18 protein-coding genes are annotated in these 18942 nt (G+C 39.6%); 9 read left to right on the top strand and 9 right to left on the bottom strand.

Annotated elements, in window-relative coordinates; genetic code table 11:
* Positions 1-254: 254 nt before the first annotated feature.
* Positions 255-2666: a heavy metal translocating P-type ATPase gene (locus DC498_RS11350; RefSeq protein WP_116874265.1), complete on the top strand. Its 2412-nt coding sequence runs from the start codon at positions 255-257 to the stop codon at positions 2664-2666.
* Positions 2667-2888: 222 nt separating this feature from the next.
* Here DC498_RS11350 and DC498_RS11345 read toward each other — a convergent pair whose 3' ends face one another.
* From DC498_RS11345 to DC498_RS11310, 8 genes are all read right to left on the bottom strand, one after another.
* Positions 2889-3263 (bottom strand): group III truncated hemoglobin, encoded by a 375-nt coding sequence (locus DC498_RS11345; RefSeq protein ID WP_116874264.1) that lies wholly within the window; start codon positions 3261-3263, stop codon positions 2889-2891.
* Between the two features lie 13 nt (positions 3264-3276).
* Entirely contained in the window at positions 3277-3696 is a 420-nt protein-coding gene (locus DC498_RS11340) for a hemerythrin domain-containing protein (protein ID WP_116874263.1), read from the bottom strand.
* Between the two features lie 21 nt (positions 3697-3717).
* Complete coding sequence (locus DC498_RS11335) at positions 3718-4485, bottom strand: ABC transporter permease (RefSeq protein ID WP_116874262.1); 768 nt, start codon at positions 4483-4485, stop codon at positions 3718-3720.
* A gap of 1 nt (position 4486) precedes the next feature.
* A complete protein-coding gene (locus DC498_RS11330) occupies positions 4487-5197 on the bottom strand; it encodes an ABC transporter ATP-binding protein (RefSeq protein WP_116874261.1) in 711 nt (236 codons plus the stop codon).
* Positions 5194-6402 carry a nitrous oxide reductase family maturation protein NosD gene (locus tag DC498_RS11325; RefSeq protein ID WP_240627970.1) on the bottom strand — a complete coding sequence of 403 codons (1209 nt, stop codon included), beginning with the start codon at positions 6400-6402 and terminating at the stop codon, positions 5194-5196. The genes DC498_RS11330 and DC498_RS11325 overlap by 4 nt, the downstream gene beginning before the upstream one ends.
* Positions 6403-6419: 17 nt before the next feature.
* On the bottom strand, positions 6420-7436 hold the full coding sequence (locus DC498_RS11320) for a nitrous oxide reductase accessory protein NosL (protein ID WP_116874259.1): 1017 nt from the start codon (positions 7434-7436) through the stop codon (positions 6420-6422).
* 91 nt (positions 7437-7527) lie between these two features.
* Entirely contained in the window at positions 7528-9528 is a 2001-nt protein-coding gene (gene nosZ, locus DC498_RS11315) for a Sec-dependent nitrous-oxide reductase (protein ID WP_116874258.1), read from the bottom strand.
* A 50-nt stretch (positions 9529-9578) separates the two neighbouring features.
* Positions 9579-10055 (bottom strand): c-type cytochrome, encoded by a 477-nt coding sequence (locus DC498_RS11310; RefSeq protein ID WP_116874257.1) that lies wholly within the window; start codon positions 10053-10055, stop codon positions 9579-9581.
* A 210-nt stretch (positions 10056-10265) separates the two neighbouring features.
* Between DC498_RS11310 and DC498_RS11305 the strand changes: the two genes are divergently transcribed.
* The 3 genes from DC498_RS11305 to ric all read left to right on the top strand — a co-directional run bounded on the left by DC498_RS11305 (position 10266) and on the right by ric (position 13062).
* Entirely contained in the window at positions 10266-10862 is a 597-nt protein-coding gene (locus tag DC498_RS11305) for a Crp/Fnr family transcriptional regulator (RefSeq protein WP_240627968.1), read from the top strand.
* Positions 10863-11053: 191 nt separating this feature from the next.
* Positions 11054-12274 carry a hypothetical protein gene (locus DC498_RS11300; protein WP_116874256.1) on the top strand — a complete coding sequence of 407 codons (1221 nt, stop codon included), beginning with the start codon at positions 11054-11056 and terminating at the stop codon, positions 12272-12274.
* A gap of 59 nt (positions 12275-12333) precedes the next feature.
* Complete coding sequence (gene ric / locus DC498_RS11295) at positions 12334-13062, top strand: iron-sulfur cluster repair di-iron protein (RefSeq protein WP_165813820.1); 729 nt, start codon at positions 12334-12336, stop codon at positions 13060-13062.
* A 90-nt stretch (positions 13063-13152) separates the two neighbouring features.
* Here the strand turns inward: ric and DC498_RS11290 are convergent, their stop codons facing one another.
* Entirely contained in the window at positions 13153-13482 is a 330-nt protein-coding gene (locus DC498_RS11290) for a hypothetical protein (protein WP_116874254.1), read from the bottom strand.
* A gap of 164 nt (positions 13483-13646) precedes the next feature.
* Here DC498_RS11290 and ccoS point away from each other — a divergent pair, with 164 nt between their 5' ends.
* The 5 genes from ccoS to DC498_RS11265 all read left to right on the top strand — a co-directional run bounded on the left by ccoS (position 13647) and on the right by DC498_RS11265 (position 18886).
* A complete protein-coding gene (gene ccoS, locus DC498_RS11285; RefSeq protein WP_116874276.1) occupies positions 13647-13835 on the top strand; it encodes a cbb3-type cytochrome oxidase assembly protein CcoS in 189 nt (62 codons plus the stop codon).
* 6 nt (positions 13836-13841) lie between these two features.
* Positions 13842-15971, top strand: a complete 2130-nt coding sequence (ccoN, locus tag DC498_RS11280; protein WP_116874253.1) for a cytochrome-c oxidase, cbb3-type subunit I — start codon at positions 13842-13844, stop codon at positions 15969-15971.
* Between the two features lie 5 nt (positions 15972-15976).
* Complete coding sequence (locus DC498_RS11275; protein WP_116874252.1) at positions 15977-16168, top strand: CcoQ/FixQ family Cbb3-type cytochrome c oxidase assembly chaperone; 192 nt, start codon at positions 15977-15979, stop codon at positions 16166-16168.
* 9 nt (positions 16169-16177) lie between these two features.
* Positions 16178-17317: a cbb3-type cytochrome c oxidase N-terminal domain-containing protein gene (locus DC498_RS11270; RefSeq protein ID WP_116874251.1), complete on the top strand. Its 1140-nt coding sequence runs from the start codon at positions 16178-16180 to the stop codon at positions 17315-17317.
* 66 nt (positions 17318-17383) lie between these two features.
* Entirely contained in the window at positions 17384-18886 is a 1503-nt protein-coding gene (locus DC498_RS11265; RefSeq protein WP_206197592.1) for a 4Fe-4S dicluster domain-containing protein, read from the top strand.
* Positions 18887-18942 lie beyond the last annotated feature (56 nt).

The raw sequence follows: 18942 nt of genomic DNA, 5'->3' as shown, positions 1-18942 counted from the left end.
CTTCTAACTCTCTGACTACTTTTTGCTTAAAGCTAATACTATACCGGATCACCGTTTGGACATCTCTTGTCATGGTATTACAGATTTTTTTGTTCTTAAATCTGTCTACTTATGCTAGGACAAGACATATCCCTTTCACACCTGATACCTTACACCTGATACCTGCTCCCTGATAACTATCATCATTCTCCTTGATGGCGGTCATTTCGGCTCAGGATGCAGTTCTCCACTTTTGCAGGTAAAATCATAAGCATATCGTATCTGATCCCATCATAAAAACCAACTGTTACCACTGCGGCGAGCAATGTGAAGAAATAATTGTTGCCAATGACAGAAATTTTTGTTGCGAAGGCTGCAAACAGGTATACCTGCTGCTGAATGAAAACAACCTGTGCAGCTATTACAATTTTGATAAAAATCCTGGCATTAAAGCAAAGGGAAAATTTGTTGCTGAAAAATTCGCCTATCTCGACGATGAATCTGTTACAAGGAAATTAGTGCAATTCAGTAATGATACGCAAACCAATGCGGTATTCAGTCTGCCAAAGATGCATTGCTCTTCCTGCATTTTTTTGCTGGAGAACCTGCATCGTATTAATGAAGGCATTATAAAATCGCAGGCTAATTTTCAGCGCAAGGAGGTTTTTATAATTTTCAATCATAACGAAATATCGCTTCGCAAAGTAGTGGAGCTGCTTGCCTTTATTGGCTATGAGCCTTATATAAGCCTTAATGACACCAAAACAAAAAAAGAAATTCGTTTCAATAAAAAAAGGATTTATAAAATTGGGGTGGCCGGATTTTGCTTCTCCAATATAATGATGCTGAGTTTCCCGGAGTATTTTTCTTCAGGAAATATTGAGCAGCATGGACTGAAAGAAACATTTACATGGTTGAATTTTGGCTTATCTCTCCCGGTATTATTCTTTTCAGCAAGCGGATTTTTTATTTCCGCATGGAAAGGATTACAGCAAAAATTTTTGAATATTGATGCGCCGATAGCTTTGGCAATACTGGTGACTTACGGAAGAAGTTACTACGAAATAATTTCAGGAACCGGTGCCGGCTATCTGGATTCCGGAACCGGCATTGTCTTTTTTATGCTGATAGGCCGCTGGTTCCAGGATAAAACCTACGATTCATTTTCTTTCGACCGGGATTATCTTTCCTATTTTCCCTTAGGCGTAACCGTTATAAAAGAACAACAGGAAAAAAATATTCCGGTAACACAAATAAAAAAGGGAGATCATATTATTATACGCCACGAAGAAATGATACCGGCAGACGCTGTATTATTAAAAGGAGAAGCCAATGTAGATTACAGTTTTGTCAGCGGTGAAAATACGCCGCTGCAAAAAAGAAAAGGAGAACTGATATATGCCGGCGGCAAACAGATTGGCGGGATGATAGAACTGGAAGTAGTAAATGAAACTTCGCAGAGTTACATTACTCAGTTATGGAACAATGATATCTTTTCAGATAAGAAAAATGCTGACAAATCATTTGTTCATCCGTGGAGCAGGTATTTTACACTCGCTCTATTCACTGTTGCTATCAGTACCGCAGTATACTGGTGGGTAAGTGAGCCTGCTAAAATTCTACCGGCAGTAACAGCTGTTTTAATTGTAGCATGCCCATGTTCTTTATTGCTTGCCGCTACGTTTACACATGGTAATATGCTCCGTATTTTCGGGAAGAATAAATTGTATTTAAAAAACGCTTCGGTTATTGAAGCTATGGCTGCAGTAAATACCTTGGTATTTGACAAAACCGGAACGCTCACACAAAACAATATTGCCAGCGTAATATATGAAGGCACTCAATTAATGCCTGGTGAATTAAAAGCAATAAAAGCAGTTGCAAGACAATCCTCACACCCGTTAAGCAAAGCTATCGCTGCGTCTATTAATGATATTGGCATTCAGCATACTGTTATTACAGCCTTTAAAGAGTATAGTGGTAAAGGTATTGAGGCATTGGTTGACGGGATTCCTGTGAAATTGGGCAACACTGATTTTATAAGATCCGCAGGTATCAGCCAGCCGTTTGCAGTTACGGGGGTACACGTACATGTTGCATTGAATAATATTTACCTCGGCGTATTTAAGATCGGGAATCAGTACAGAGAGGGATTAGATCAAATGTCAGCCGGATTATCCAACGCCAAATATGAACAGCATATATTATCAGGCGATAATGATACGGAAAGAAATAACCTGGAAAAAATATTTGTTGGTAATGTAAAAATGAATTTTGAAAAGCAGCCACAGCAAAAACTGGAATATATCCAACAACTGCAGTTACAGCACAGGCAGGTTATGATACTTGGTGACGGGCTGAACGATGCTGGCGCTTTAAAACAAAGTACTGTAGGTATAGCTGTGAGTGAAAATCATACACAGTTCACTCCTGCCAGCGATGCTATACTGGACGGCAGCAATGTTCATCTTATTGGAAAATTCCTGGAATACGCACGTTCCGGAAAGAAGATCATTACCGCTATATTTAGCGTATCCATTCTTTATAATATTGTGGGATTATCTTTTGCCACACAGGCGCTTTTATCTCCGATGGTTGCCGCTATCTTAATGCCTGCAAGCAGCATCAGTATTGTTATACTGGCTGCAGTACTTTCATCAGCAAGCGCCAATATGAAGGGGCTGTAGAGTGGTGAAAGCTATCAGCAGTCAGCCATCAGCTTTCAGCGGACGTTGCGGTTCAGGTCGTAAGCAGAGATGTTCGAGGGTTTCCTTCAAAAATTTAATAACCACTCTATAATCTGTAATCCCTTCGATATTTTCAAAAGTTCAAACACTTATTGGTCACCGGGTTCTGCCTGCCGACAGCCGATAGCTGATCGCTGAAAGCTCATAGCTGTCCCCCATCAATCACCCTCCCACAATCTTAATCTGCATTACCGTTGAAATGCTTAATGCCCGCTGTTTGGCAAGCTCCGCTTTATCTCCTTCAAACAACTCATCTACTGTTTGAAGAAATAAAGCTTCCCATCTTTTAAAATGTTCCTTTGTCAGTGGAAACATTTTATTAAGATGCTGGTGGATCATCATTGGATTACCGGCATATCCACCGGTGAAAAACAGGATATTTTCCCAGAAATCGAACATAACAGGGAGATGTTTCTCCCAATTCACTTTTGCCACATCATTAAAAATATATCCGATAGTATCGTCTGCTTTTACTTTATCATAAAAGCTTATCACCAACAGCTCAATATCCTCACGGGTTTTGATATCTTTTTTCATATATCGTCCTGCTTTATAAATAAGCTAATATTTCTTCACCGCAGTGTTTCTCAATCAATGGGAATAATACCCGTTCCTCTTTACGGATATGCGCCTCAAGCATCTTACCCAATTCATCAAGCGCCATTATTTTATCATCTGCGGTTTTTAATTTTATAAAATCATTTTTCAGCGCATCATGCTCCGCAAATATTGCTTTAGACAACGATTTAATCTCCTCATTCACATTTTCTACTTTTTCAAGCATTGCTTCTTCCCTGTTAAAATGGTCTGTGAGGTGCACATCAAAAAACTCAATCGCATAACTGATCTTACCCTCGGTATCCACAGGCATTCCCTTATATGCAGGAGCTCCTTTTTTCATTACCTGTGCAAGAATCAACGCGCCATGATGCTCCCTTGAAAACGGCGCCAGTGCCTCATGTCTTTTCATATATATTGATTTTATGCGTGCTTATAAATCTTTATGATTAAACTTTCGTACGGATAACCACCCCGGTAAAACGATCCACAATAATAGTACGAGCAAACTGATTATCATACCAATAGTAGTTCCAAAAAAATCTTTAAATATAGCCCCGGTATACCCCATCATCGCGGATATATCCATTTTAAGCAATACCAGTATACGGCTTAATCCTATAGGATTTAGCGTAGTAATACCAACCATCAATTTCTCAAGCGGGTAATCGGCAAACTGGAAAAGAATAAACAATACAATACCATCAAACAATAATGAAAAATACAGCCATAATAATATTACAGTTCCTATTCCTCTTGCTTTATCCCTGATTTTAACCCCGGCAAGCAATGCTATAGCAACAAATATTACCGTAAGCAAAACACCTGATGTAATTAACATAATACCTGCTGAGCTTGCTTCATATAATAATACGGGTATGCCCACACCAACCAGAAAGGCTGTGACCAGTGAAAACGCCAATCCTCCAAACATGCTTAACCAGATAGTTTTTCTTTTAAGCGGTTGACTGACTAATAATTCTAAAAATTCGGCGCTGTTATAAATATAAATAGTCGCAAATAATATACTTACCATCGGCACAATAATCAATACAATATTGAGTAAGCTTAAAATGCCTTTAGCGCTGCTGTCTTCAAGATTAAAAATACTTAACGACAACACCAGCAAAAAAACAGTATATGCCAGTATTATCTTATTCCTGAGAATATCTATAATAACGTATTTAAAAATCTTCACCATTTTATCTTCCTTTAAGCATTACGGTTGCTATCGCTTTTGATAATTTTTCCTGGCCGGTATCTTCCCGGAGCGCTTCAATTTTTTTATGAAAGATGAGCTTACCATCCTGCAGGTATATTACCTGCGATACCAGGTCGTCAAGTTCACTCAATATATGAGAAGTAATAAGTACCAACTTGCCCTTTGCTTTCTCCGCAATAATTTTCTCTTTTAAAATTTCTGCGGCAACAGGATCAAGTCCTGCGGTTGGCTCGTCCAGTATCAAAACCTCGGGGTTAAAAAGAAATGCAAGCGAAGCGCTTACTTTCTGCCTGGTGCCACCGCTGAGTGTACGCATGCGCTTATCATATAACTTATCCAGCTCAAATTTGTTTACCAGCTCTTCATCCAACTGTATATTTTTGGGCTTTCTTATATCTTTCATCATTACCATCAATTGCCCAATACTCATATTATCAGGATAGCGGCCTATCTGTGGCATATAACCAATCTTTGAGCGATACTCCCAATCATGCAAAATATTTTTTCCATTAAAAGTAATAAACCCGCTATCACACAAAACCATTCCTAATATGGCTTTGATAAATGTGGTTTTACCGCTGCCGTTCGGACCGATCAATGCAATACATTCTCCTTTGTTGCAGCTAACGCTTACATTATCCAGTGCTTTAAGCCTGCCGAATTTTTTATTGATATTATTAGCGATGATCATAATAGTAGAGGCTTCATCATAGGATGTTCGTCTTTTAAATTTTCAGGTGTAAGACTGGGAATTATTTTTTCAGATTTGTCCATCAGCGACACCATCATGCTGTGAAACAAAATCACGGCAGGCGGGTTTCTTTCCACAATCATACTGTACATACTCACCGGCCGGTATGGAATATCGCCGATATTATCCCTGTTCAGATCATAGCCTTCATATTTATCCCAATAATTATTATTAAACCTGTTCAGCACAAGAGAACCATTAGTGCCAACATCAAAAATATTCCCTAAAAAATTATTGTATTCCAGCATTACTTCTGAGCAGCTTGCCTGTATCTTAAACGCCCATCCATTGTTTTTAAAAATATTTCTTTTTACAAATATCCTGTTAGCACCTTCAGCGTATATGGCCGAAGTATTTTTCTCAAAATGGTTCCCTTCTATATAACTATCATTGATTTCTTTCAGCAATATGCCATAAGCAGCATCTCCCCAGTTTTCCTGGAAGAAATTATTGAACATCTTTACTTCTTTCGAAAACATCACAGCAACACCTGCACCATTATTTTGAAAAACATTATTGATATAGGCATCATTATTACTGAACATAAAATGAAGCCCATAGCGAAGATTTTTAAAAGATTGATTACGCCATATAACCGAATTGGTTACAAACTCAAAATAAATACCGTCTCTGTGGCCGGTAACCGTATTGCCTATGATCTGCATACTATCACTTTTCCAGCAATGAATACCATTACCACTTGATTGTTCGGTTTTTGCAAATGCAGTAAGCGTGTTGTTTTTTATAAGACATCGTGTTCCGTACTGGGAGTATATGCCAAAAAAAGCATCTTTTACAATGTTATCAATAACAGATACATTACGGCTGTTATAAATTTTTACAGCAGCATAATCAACAATGCTTGAAACACCCGTATGCTGCAGCACAAAACCCTGTATAGTTACATTATCTGATTTTACAGAAATATTTTCATATTTCTTCTCAGCGTCCAGTACCGGTTGATTAACCCCTTTTAATACTATTGGCTTATTAATAACGAGGTTTTTTTCATAATATATTCCTCCATCAACAAGCACCGTATCACCGGCGCGGGCTGCATCAATAGCTGCAGTTATAGATTTATGCTGCTGCTCCCTGCCTACTTTAATCACACCGGCATATGATGACAACGAAATACAACTCAATATGAATAATATAATTCTCATTGACTTACCTGCTGCCAGCTTACCTCGGCAGCGCCGAGTTCAGATACCATTTTAGTTAAGCTATCTCTATTAGCAAACGCTGCTACATCTCCGTTCATAGGCGCATGTATTGTACCCCCTTTCAGATAAAAAGCTTCGCCGGATTTTACCAGGCTATGGGGCGCGGAAAAATCACTGAGATATATTTGCTGAATATCTTTCTCATCAACTGCTTTATCCTTTACAAATGATACAAGGCAGGTAATATCATCAAACTTATATACTTTCCCTTTCTGTGTTACAATTTCAGCAGCATATTTAATATCACTTATACTCATCTTACAATGGCTGCAGTTATCTCTTCCCACAGCAATAGCTTCCGGTCCGGTATTGCAGCTACTGAAAAACAGGGCAAATAATATCATCGCAGGTGCAGAAGCTGCCGCAGAAGATTTTCCTGCTTTAACTTTCCGCCATTCCATAATAACAGCAATTAACAGCAGCACGCCTGCTCCTATAAAAAGCCATCCTCCTGTATCCGGAATAGAATATGCGCCAAAATTTAATAACTGCTTAAACCCTAATAAAGGAGGTTGATACGCCATACCAGGCACTTTAATTGCCGCGTCAGGATCAAGATTATGTCCATAATCGTATTCCCATTGCCAGAAATCATACATGGCCAGTATACCGAATAGTACAAAGAGTATAAAAGATGTATACAGCAATCCTCTTTTATTGAGCACAACAGTCAATACAAACAATACGGCAAAAAATATAATTGCATAAGGAAGCACTTTAAACTCTATAAAGTCTTCGTTATGCAATGTTTTCATGCCTATATAGTGATTAAGACCATTTATGATATCAACATTTCCTCTCAGGCCATTGGCATGAATTTTTAAGCTCAATCCTTCAGGATATTGAGGCGCGTTCAATTCTATTCTCCAGATGGGATTGAATAGAACAAGAACCAATGCTGCGGCCGCTACCAGCAATAATATTTTTGTGCCTGCGGCAAGTTTTGCTTTCATTATTATGATTTAAAATGTTATCCCGCATCTACATCATCAAATAAATAAAACCGGCCGATCAGGGCAAATCTTAATCAGCCGGTTTTAATCTTTATTTACCGGGGTTAGCAGTATTATCAGCGGCAGGTTGATTTGTGCCGAGACTAAAAGTGAGCGGTACATTGCTGCCTGCAGGTGATACTCTTACATATCCTGACATTTCCTGGTGCAATGCGCTGCAGAAGTCTGTACAGTATATCGGGTAGATACCGACTTTTTCAGGTATCCATTTCAAAGTTTGTGTTTCACCGGGCATAATCAACAATTCTGCGTTCAATGCGCCTTTAACCGCAAAGCCGTGAGGCACATCCCAATCCTGCTCAAGATTGGTAAGATGGAAGTATACTTCATCACCTACTTTTATACCTTCAATATTATCTGGTGCAAAGTGAGAACGGATAGCAGTCATGTATATATGCACTTTATTTCCTTCTCTTACAACTTTACTTTCTCCTTCACCTTTAGTAAGATAAGGATGCGCATTTTCTTCAATTTTGAAAAATTTCACCGACTTATCTTTAATCACATCTGCAGCAACTGCCTGGGCATAGTGAGGTTCACCAATGGTTGGATAATCAAGCAGCAACTGCATTTTATCGCCGCTTATATCATACAACTGTGCACTCTGCGATAATTCCGGACCTGTAGGCAAATAACGGTCTTTGGTAATTTTATTATACGCAACGAGATATTTACCATTAGGTTTTTTACTGTCTCCGCCGGGAATCATTAAATGCCCTACGGAATAATAAGTAGGAACCCTGTCTATTACCTGGAGATCTTTAAGTCCCCATTTTACTACTTCACTTGACACAAAGAAAGTAGTGTACGCATTTCCTCTGCCATCAAATTCTGTATGCAAAGGTCCGAGACCTGGTTTTTGTACTTCACCATGAAGCGCTGCCTCATACTTGATAACAGGTATACCCTCATATTCCCCTTCGAATGCTTTATCAGCTATCGCTTTTTGCATTTTATCAAAGCTGAATACAGGAATCAATGCAGCCAGCTTACCGCTTCCTACAATATATTCTCCTGTGGGATCAACGTCGCAACCGTGAGGAGATTTAGGACAGGGGATAAAGTAACAGAGATCTTTCAGCTCTTTTGAATCAAGCACTATTACTTCATTCCTGATTTCTGAAGTAGCGCTATGCGTTTTTTCATCGTATGTATTATGCGCATATTTTACAGATACTTTTTTTCCTTTGCCTGCTTTCAGGTATTCTTCGGCTTTTTTCCAGTTAACGGCCATGATAAAGTCCTTATCCTTTTGCGAAGCATTTACTTCCAGCAAAGTATTAGCCTGCTCTGTATTATAGCAGCTAAAGAAAAACCATCCATGAGATTTTCCCTTACCCGCATGGCTAAGGTCGAAGTTTATACCAGGGCATTGAATCTGGAAAGCGATATCCATTTTACCATCTTCTTTACCCACACTGATAAAACTGATATATCCTTTAAAGTTTTGCTTGTAGGTATTAATAGGTATATCTCCGTTTGCATTATCAGGAGGAACACTGAACCTGGTACCTGCAACCACGTATTCAGTATTTTCTGTAATGAAAGGTGAACTGTGGTTACCAGCACTGTTAGGCAATTCAATAATCTCATGAGTACGGAAGGTAGTAAGGTCAACCCTGGCCACACGGGGAGTGTTGTTGCCATTTACAAAAATCCATCGACCGTCAATCTCTCCATTGGTTTGAGAAAGATCAGTATGATGCAGATCGTCCCAGGGCACAAAGCCATGAGAAGTATTAAGCATGGGTTTTGTTTCTTCACTATACCCATATCCTTTTTCAGGATCAACAGAAAACACCGGTATCACTCTCAGCAGTCGTCCGCTGGGTAAACCATAAACGCTTAACTGTCCGCTAAAACCTCCGGAAACAAAATTGTAAAATTCATCGTATTTACCGGGCGCTACATATACTTTAGATGCAGCATCGGAGTTTACGGCAGTACCGGCATTTTTAGGTTTACAGGAAAAATATTCTGTTACCGTCATAAGCATCATAGTGATCAGCAGTAACGATTTCATACGTTTCATAAAAGACTTTTTATTTATTACTTAAAGGGGTTATGTCCGTTCTTAATAATTTATTTTACGCCATCATTTTTGCGCATGAATTCGTAGAGAGACCTGGCTTCATCATCACTTAAATTCTGGTTTGGCATGCGTACCAAACATATTTCCAGCTGTGCCTGTGCTTTCGGGTCTTTATTAAGCATTTCATCTGTATTGGTAACAAAATTCATTATCCACTCGGGAGTATGCCTGCTGGTAACGCCTTTCCATCCGGGTCCTACCAGTTTCTCATCAGAAAGCTTATGGCAGCTACCACATTTTACCCCGTATACTTTTTCACCATTATCAGCCATTGCAACATCCAGGGAAGCACCTACTTCAACCTTAGTGAATTTTCCCTCTCCCCTGTTAGGATCATAGGACGGATTACCATTTTCAGTTTTTGCATCAGTATTGGTTTTCGGAGTTTCTGCACTATTATTCTGTCCGCCGCCTCCACAGGCTGCTAAGTATATGGCGGCAAAAAGCAGCATCAACAGTTTTTTCATAATCAATGTTTTTTGTGTTTGATATAATTTGAATGCACAATTTTACACAGACTCTTTTTGCATATTTATGCGTAGAATCATAGTTTTGTAAACGGTTAGGCATAAACGATGTTTTAGCTTATAAACATGACAATAATCATAATGCCTGCTTTCCAGAATCATACACCAGCAATACAAGCACTAATAGTTTTGATATCAAATACGGGCTATATGATGATTGATATTGACATACTGCTTACACTTGGAGCTACTTATAAAAAAGTAGCTGCCGGAGAAGTAATATACAACGAGGGTGGTATCTGCTCTTTTTACCACCAACTGGTAAACGGAAGTGTGCGCTGGATAAACATTGATGACAACGGTAATGAGTTCATTCAAAACATGGTTGAGCCCGGGGAGTGCTTCGGAGAAATACCTCTGTTTGATGATGGTCCCTATGCTGCGAGCGCCATTGCTGATACGGAGTCTGTTATTATAAGGCTGCATAAATCACTATTCTATCAGCTTTTAGCTGAAAGACCTGATATCCATATGGCTTTCAGCAAAACAATAAGTGAAAGGCTGCGGTTTAAATTCATTCTGCTGAAGGAGCTCGCCCACCATGATCCCGAAAAGAGTATTAATACATTACTTACCTATTTAAAGAAAAATAAAAAAAATGTTTGTACCATATGCAATAAGGTTAAGCTTACCAGGCAGCAAATTGCCAATATGACCGGCTTGCGTGTTGAAACCGTAATACGCACCATGCGGCATTTGCATGAAAAAGGGGAACTGGTAATTGATAAAGGGAAAGTGTATTTTTAATGGCGGTCAGCTATCAGCAATCAGCTATCAGCAATCAGCTATCAGCAATCAGCTATCAGCAATCACCTATCAGCAATCACCTATCAGCAATCAGCAACACAGGCAACCAGTAACCTGTAACCTGATACCTGATACCTTAATATGATCTCAATCACAATAAAAATCCTTCGGCATAACGTACTTTGCCCCACATGAATACTACTCAGTTTATTATACATCGTTATACAAAGCTGGCATTATTGAATTTATTACTTGTTGCATTAGCGGGTTTTATACTCAGGTATAAAATTCTTTTTTCGCTTCCTTTTATTGATCAGAAACATTTATTGCACGGGCATTCCCATTTCGCATTTTCAGGATGGGTTACACATGTATTGATGTTACTGCTCATGCAGTATCTTTTAAAGCAAAAAAATGAAGCCGTTTTTAAAAAATATAAATGGGTAATAAATGCCAACCTTATTACAGCATACGGTATGCTGATCAGTTTTCCTATTCAGGGCTATGGTTTATACTCTATTATCTTTTCAACGCTATCTATTTTTGTTTCTTATGTGTTTGCATATATGTTCTGGAAAGACTTAAACAGTTTACCAGAAAAAAGTATAAGCCACTGGTGGATAAAAGCGGCCCTGCTCTTTAATATACTTTCTTCCGTGGGAGCATTTTCGCTGGCATTTATGATGGCTACAAAAACCATCCATCAAAACTGGTACCTGGCGGCGGTATATTTCTTCCTGCATTTTCAATACAACGGCTGGTTCTTTTTTGCCTGTATGGGCCTGGCGTCGGCTGCATTTCTATATACCATTCCTGTGCCTGTTCAAAAAAAGATATTCTGGTTGTTTGCGGCCGCCTGTATTCCGGCTTATGTATTATCAGCTTTATGGTTGCCCATCCCACAATGGAGTTTTGCGCTGGTAGTGCTGGCCGCTTTCAGCCAGATTGCGGGCTGGATAATAATGGTGCAACATATTAAAAAAAGGTTTGCACAAATAAAACCCCTTATCTCTAAAAATGCATTATGGTTGTTTGCGCTTTCAGGCATAGCGCTAACCATTAAACTATTATTACAATTAGGTTCTGTTATACCTTCGCTAAGTAAGCTTGCTTTTGGATTCCGCCCTATTGTTATTGGTTATCTCCACCTCATACTGCTTGGCGTAATTACACTTTTCCTGCTTGCGTTTATGATGGTTGAAAAAAATATACAGATCAAACCATTGGCTTTGACCGCTGTAAAAATTTTTACTGCCGGTGTTATTTTAAATGAATTTCTTCTGATGCTGCAGGGTATTGCTGCTATAAGTTTCATTGCGCTTCCTTACATTAATGAGCTTTTGCTTGCTGCGGCATTCATACTTGTCTCCGGCATTTTTTTGTTAAACATCAGCCAACGAAAGATAAGCTGACTGCAATCATAAAATAAGATTTACAGAGTATGCAACTTTGTAAAAAATTATTTATCATCATGAACATACAACAACAAACACTGGCATCAATTGCAATTGAGCACCATCAGCTTGTGCCTGTTCTCGAAAAATATCATCTTGATTTTTGTTGCGGAGGAAAGCAAACACTTGCAGAAGCCTGTAATGAAAGAGGGCTGGATATAACAGCAATAATAAAGGAGCTTAAAACTTCAGACATACAGGATCAAAAAGCTTTTGTTGATTTTTCAGATATGAACGCGGAACAACTGATCAGGTATATACTCATAAAGCATCATTTTTATACCCGCCAGTCTATGCCGGATATTGAAGCGCATTTAACCAAAGTAGCAGCAAAGCATGGCGAAAGATATCCTTATATGAGAACCGTAAAAGACCTTTTCGCTTATTTAAAAAATGATATGTATATGCATATGCAGAAAGAGGAAATGGTATTATTTCCCAGGATAAAGGAAATTGCCACTTCCTTTAACAATAAAACCAATACAAATAAACAACAGGAATACATAAGCGATCCTGTTACCATGATGGTGCACGAGCATGATGAAGCCGGCGCTATAATGGAACAAATAAGAATACTGACCAGTGATTATTCCATACCTGAAGATGCATGCAATACATTTAAAATAGTATTACAGGAGCTAAAGGCTTTTGAAGAAGATCTGCATAAGCATGTACATCTTGAAAATAACCTGCTCTTTCCTATGGCAGAAAAAATGATTGAACAATCTGCCGGTCAGGCAAAATAGTTTCAGCATAAGTCCATATCCCTTGATCCGTTGATTGCACCAAACAATAAAATCCTCAAATTTATTTTTGAGGATTTTGTTTTAAAAAGATCATTCAAATACAAAATATAGACCCAAACAAATAATCAATATAGCTACGGAAGTAAGTCCGAATAATATAATATGGTATAGTTCAGGTATTGGATTGATAATAGAAAGCACACAGCTCGCAAACCCCAGAAAAGCGCCAACACCTGCACAAACAAAACCATTAAACCGGCGCGCCGCATAACATTCTTTTTTATATTCCCGCAGGTAGGCAGCAACGGTTTCCTCAGAAAAACCGGCTTTGTGCAGCCGTGCTTCAACCTCAGCAGGAGAAAGCTTTGCCTCAATCCATGGACGTAACAGGGAAACATCAACAGGAATTACCTTTTCCATAGCAATCGTTTTGAAATATGCTTCTACATTAAATGAAAGGAGAAAAATAATGCATTTTGATTTATTGCCCCACCAATACTGATTTTAATCATATTTCCTGTTGACAGCTATCAATTTTTAACACACAGGTGACAAATACTTTTGTCCCGTTAAAATTTCCACTGGTGAGTGCATTATTCTTATTAATAGGTATCAGCATAGTAGTAGCCGGCGCTTTTCTTACCGCTTTTTTATGGAGCGTAAAAAACGGGCAGTATGATGATGACTATACTCCTTCTGTAAGAGTACTTTTTGATGATGAGCTCCCCAATAACGACTCAACTTCCACTGAACCAAAAATCCAAAACAAGTAAATCTATATGCAGGCAGAAAAATTTTATTACGACAACCGGATTGTAAAAAACTTTGCGTACGCCACCATACTCTGGGGCGCAGTTGGTATGCTGGCAGGTTTATGGGCTTCTCTTCAGCTTATATTTCCTTCACTAAACATTACGCAATATGGCTCATTCGGAAGGTTAAGACCCCTGCACACCAATGCCGTTATTTTTGCCTTTGTAGGCAATGGCATTTTTATGGGTGTGTACTACTCTTTGCAACGCTTATGCAAAGCAAGAATGTACAGCGATACATTAAGCAAGATCCATTTCTGGGGCTGGCAGCTTATTATTGTTGCAGCTGCAATTACGCTTCCTATGGGCTATACCTCCAGCAAAGAATACGCAGAGCTGGAATGGCCGATTGATATAGCCATTACACTCATTTGGGTGGTATTTGGCTGGAACATGTTTGGAACCATTATTAAAAGAAGAGAGAAACACCTGTATGTTGCTATCTGGTTTTATATAGCAACCTTTGTTACCGTTGCAATGCTGCATATAGTAAATTCATTTGCATTGCCTGTTTCCCTTTTTAAAAGTTATAGCTGGTATGCAGGCGTGCAGGATGCACTGGTGCAATGGTGGTACGGGCATAATGCGGTTGCATTCTTCCTTACCACACCTTACCTGGGGCTGATGTATTACTTCCTGCCCAAAGCGGCTAACCGCCCTGTTTACTCTTACAAACTCTCCATTATACATTTCTGGTCTTTAATATTCCTGTATATATGGGCTGGTCCCCACCACTTATTATATACCGCTTTACCCAACTGGGCCCAGTCGCTCGGGGTGGTATTTTCATTCATGCTCATCTTTCCAAGCTGGGGTGGTATGATCAATGGTTTGCTTACACTCCGCGGCGCTTGGGACAGGGTGAGAGATGATGTGATTTTGAAATTCATGGTGGTTGCAGTTACATCATATGGTATGGCAACCTTTGAAGGGCCGATGCTTTCATTAAAGAATGTAAACGCTATTGCACATTTTACCGACTGGATTGTTGCACACGTACACGTAGGTGCTTTGGGCTGGAATGGTATGCTTACGTTTGGTATACTTTACTGGCTTATCCCCAAAATTTTCAACACTCCATTGTATTCCAAAAAATTAGCCAACAACCATTTCTGGCTTGGTACGCTTGGTATAATATTTTACGCAGTGCCTTTATACTGGGCTGGTTTCACACAGAGCAGTATGTGGAAGCAGTTTACAGAGGCAGGCATACTTAAATATTCCTTTCTCGAAACTGTTACTTACCTCAAACCATTTTATATGATGCGCTCATTTGGTGGAGCATTGTATCTGATTGGTGTGTTCATCATGTTCTATAATGTGTACAAAACCGTTAAGAGAGGTAAGCTTGTTGCAGATGAAGCAGCAGAAGCAGCGCCTCTTCAGAAAGAATATGTAAAACATGCAGGCGAGCACTGGCACAGGTGGATTGAAAGGAAACCGGTGCAAATGATGATCTTAAGTTTGATAGTGGTAATTATTGGCGGTGTTATTGAAATGGTGCCAACCTTCCTGGTAAAATCAAATGTGCCGACCATTGCTTCGGTTAAGCCATATACTCCGCTTGAATTGCAGGGCCGTGATATTTATGTAAGAGAAGGTTGTTATACCTGTCACTCACAAATGATACGCCCGTTCCGCAGCGAAACAGAAAGGTATGGTGAATACTCAAAAGCCGGAGAGTTTATATACGACCGCCCATTCCAGTGGGGAAGTAAACGCACCGGTCCGGATCTGGCGCGAGAAGGTGCAGGCAACCTTAAGAAAAGCGACGGATGGCATTTCCGCCACCTGAGAGAGCCATCATCCATGAGTGAAGGATCTATTATGCCTGCTTATCCAGGGTTAATAGAAAATAAACTCGATACAGCAAGCACACCTGCCAAGATCAGGGCTATGATAAAACTGGGTGTGCCTTACGAAAAAGAATATCCGGCAACAGCCAACAAGGATTTGATGACGCAGGCGCAGCATATAGCTAACAATTTAAAATCAGATAGCATTAAGATAGGACCCGAGAGAGAAATAATAGCGGTAATTGCTTACCTGCAGAGACTTGGCACCGATATATCAAAATCTGAAAACGCTAAAAATTAATTGCCATGTTCAAATTCATAAAACAATACGCAGAGAAGATGCATGACGCTAATATATATCCCATGATCTCCCTCATCATTTTTTTCCTGTTTTTTATTGTGCTGCTGGTGCTGGTGAAAAAAATGAAGAAAGAGAGCATAGAGCGTTTATCAAACATACCACTCGATTCAGAAGAGATAACTAACTCAACCTTGTAAACAAAAGCTATGAACCGTTTTACATCCATAAAGAAAAAGCTATTCAGCACTTCATTATTGCTGTGCGCTATATTACCGGCTATTGCGCAGGAGGCCGCAACCAGTGCCGCACCAGGTGAAAGCAGTAACCTGCTGGCAATTTTACTAACTGTTTCTGCTATAGTACTTGCATTTGTAATATGGGGCATGGGGCAGGTATTGATAAGCGTTAGTAAGCTGGCGCTTGAAAAATACAAGAATGGCAACAAGCTGCCCAGCGTAATATTCATCATTGGTTTGTCTGTAATTTCTCAAACCGCTTTTGCACAAACCGCGGAACCCCCTTCTGTTGTAGCCGATATCCCTAACTACGGCGGCTTAACAGCAGGCGCTTTTTATGCATTTGTAGCGGTAATTGCTATTGAAGTAGCGGCTATCCTGTTTCTTGCATTTTCCATACGCCGCGTGTTCCAGGAGTTACTGCCTGAAAAGGCCAAGGCACCTGTTAAAAGTTCCAAATTCAGTGAATGGTGGTCATCACTCGATAAAAAAGTATTTACCAAAGCCGTAGCAGTAGAAAAAGAAGCTGACATTTTAATTGACCACGATTATGATGGTATACAGGAGCTTGATAACTCATTACCACCGTGGTGGAAATACGGTTTTTATGCAACCATTTTTGTTGCCATTTTCTATTTGGGTTATTACCATGCATTCGGCATAGGTAAAAACCCAACGCAGGAATATCTTGCTGAAATGGAAAAAGCCAGGGTTGAGAAGGAAGCATACGAGGCTAACAATAAAGACAAAGTAGACGAGAACAATATACCAATGGCAGACGCAGCGGGTATAGCGGCCGGAAAAGAAATTTATGCAAACAAATGCTGGCCCTGTCATGGTAAAGCAGGTGAAGGTGGTGCGGGACCTAATCTTACAGACGATTACTGGCTGCACAAAGGCTCGCTCAACGATATTTACCACAGTATAAAAGTTGGATATCCTGATAAGGGAATGCAATCCTGGGTAAAAGAATTTACCCCTATACAAATGAGCTATATAGCAAGTTATATTAAAACATTGCATGGCACTAATCCTCCCGGTGCAAGGGCTCCGCAGGGAGATTTGTTTACAGAAAAGGGATCAGCGCCGGCACCTGATGCTGTAAAATAAAATAGTGCTGATGCATCATTCACCAATGCTAATCTTTTAAACTAAAGCACCCTGAAACCGGAAGCAATGACAGAAGAAGAAATGATAATACATGATGAGAAAGGGTCGTTCAGAGACTCGGTAGCAACTATTACCAAAGATGGCAGCAGGAATTATATACATCCTAAAAAGCCAAAGGGTGCATTATATTCTTTACGCACTAAATTCAGCATTGTATATCTCATCATCTTCTTTGCATTGCCTTTCATAAAAGTAAATGGCGAACCATTGCTGATGTTTAATGTGCTGGAGAGAAAGTTCATCATCTTTGGTTTGATATTCTGGCCGCAGGACTTTTTTATTTTCGGTATCGCTATGCTCGCCTTCATCGTATTCATTGTTTTGTTTACGGTAATTTATGGCCGAGTATTCTGCGGTTGGGCTTGCCCGCAAACTATTTTTATGGAAATGGTGTTCCGTAAAATAGAATACTGGATTGATGGAGATGCTGCGCAACAACGACAGTTAAAAGCAATGCCCTGGAACAGCACGAAACTCAAAAAAAGAACAACCAAATTTATTGCCTTCTTTTTGCTGTCATTCATTATTGCTAATTTCTTTCTCGCTTATTTTATCAGTATGGATAAGCTGATAGAATATATCCAAACACCTTCAGCACATATTGGCACGCTCATATCATTACTTACTTTTACTACTGTTTTCTTTTTTGTGTACTGGTGGTTCAGGGAGCAGGTATGTATTGTGGTATGCCCCTACGGCAGGTTGCAGGGGGTGTTGCTTGATAAAAATTCCATTGTTGTTGCATACGATTACAAACGTGGAGAACCAAGAGGAAAGCTTTCAAAAAAAGATAAAAGAGAACCACACGATTGCAAATGTGTGGATTGTAAAAATGATGGCGCATGTAAAAGCCTGGAAAAAAAAGCAGCCCCGGTTGTTGTGCCTGCCAAAGGAGATTGTATTGATTGCGCCGCGTGTGTAAGGGTTTGCCCCACGGGTATTGATATACGCAATGGCACCCAACTGGAATGTGTGAACTGTACGGCCTGCATTGATGCCTGTGATGCTATTATGACAAGCATTAACAAACCCACCGGGCTGATCAGGTACGCTTCTGAAAAAAGTATTAATGATGGTGTACAGTTAAAATTTACCAGGCGCATTAAAGCATATAGTGTTGTTTTATTCCTGCTGATGAGCCTGTTGGTTGTATTGATAGCTACCCGAACAGACCTTGACGCCAGGTTAATGCGTACAGCCGGCATGACTTATACTTCATTGCCCGATGGCAGGGTAGCCAATCTTTACAACCTGAAATTAGCTAATAAAACACACAAGGATATTCCTTTTGAACTAAGGCTTGAAGACGTAGAGGGAGAAATCACCCCCGTAGGCAGTGGAACAACAATAGTGAAAAAAGAAGATTATGCTAACCTGCAGTTCTTTGTAAAACTTAACAGAAAAGATGTGACAAGCTGGAAGAAGGTAATACATATAGGACTATATCAAAATGGTAAAAAATTAAAAACCATTGAAGCGAAATTTATCGGACCCGAGGTGTATGAATAGGAAGCGGTCAGCTATTAAGTTTAACGCCGGCTGATAGCTAAACACTGACAGCTACC

The organism is Terrimonas sp., from assembly GCF_003075435.1.
GTDB lineage: Bacteria > Bacteroidota > Bacteroidia > Chitinophagales > Chitinophagaceae > Agriterribacter.
Note: the sequence above shows the minus strand (reverse complement) of the source record. Positions and strands in the feature narration are given on the sequence as shown.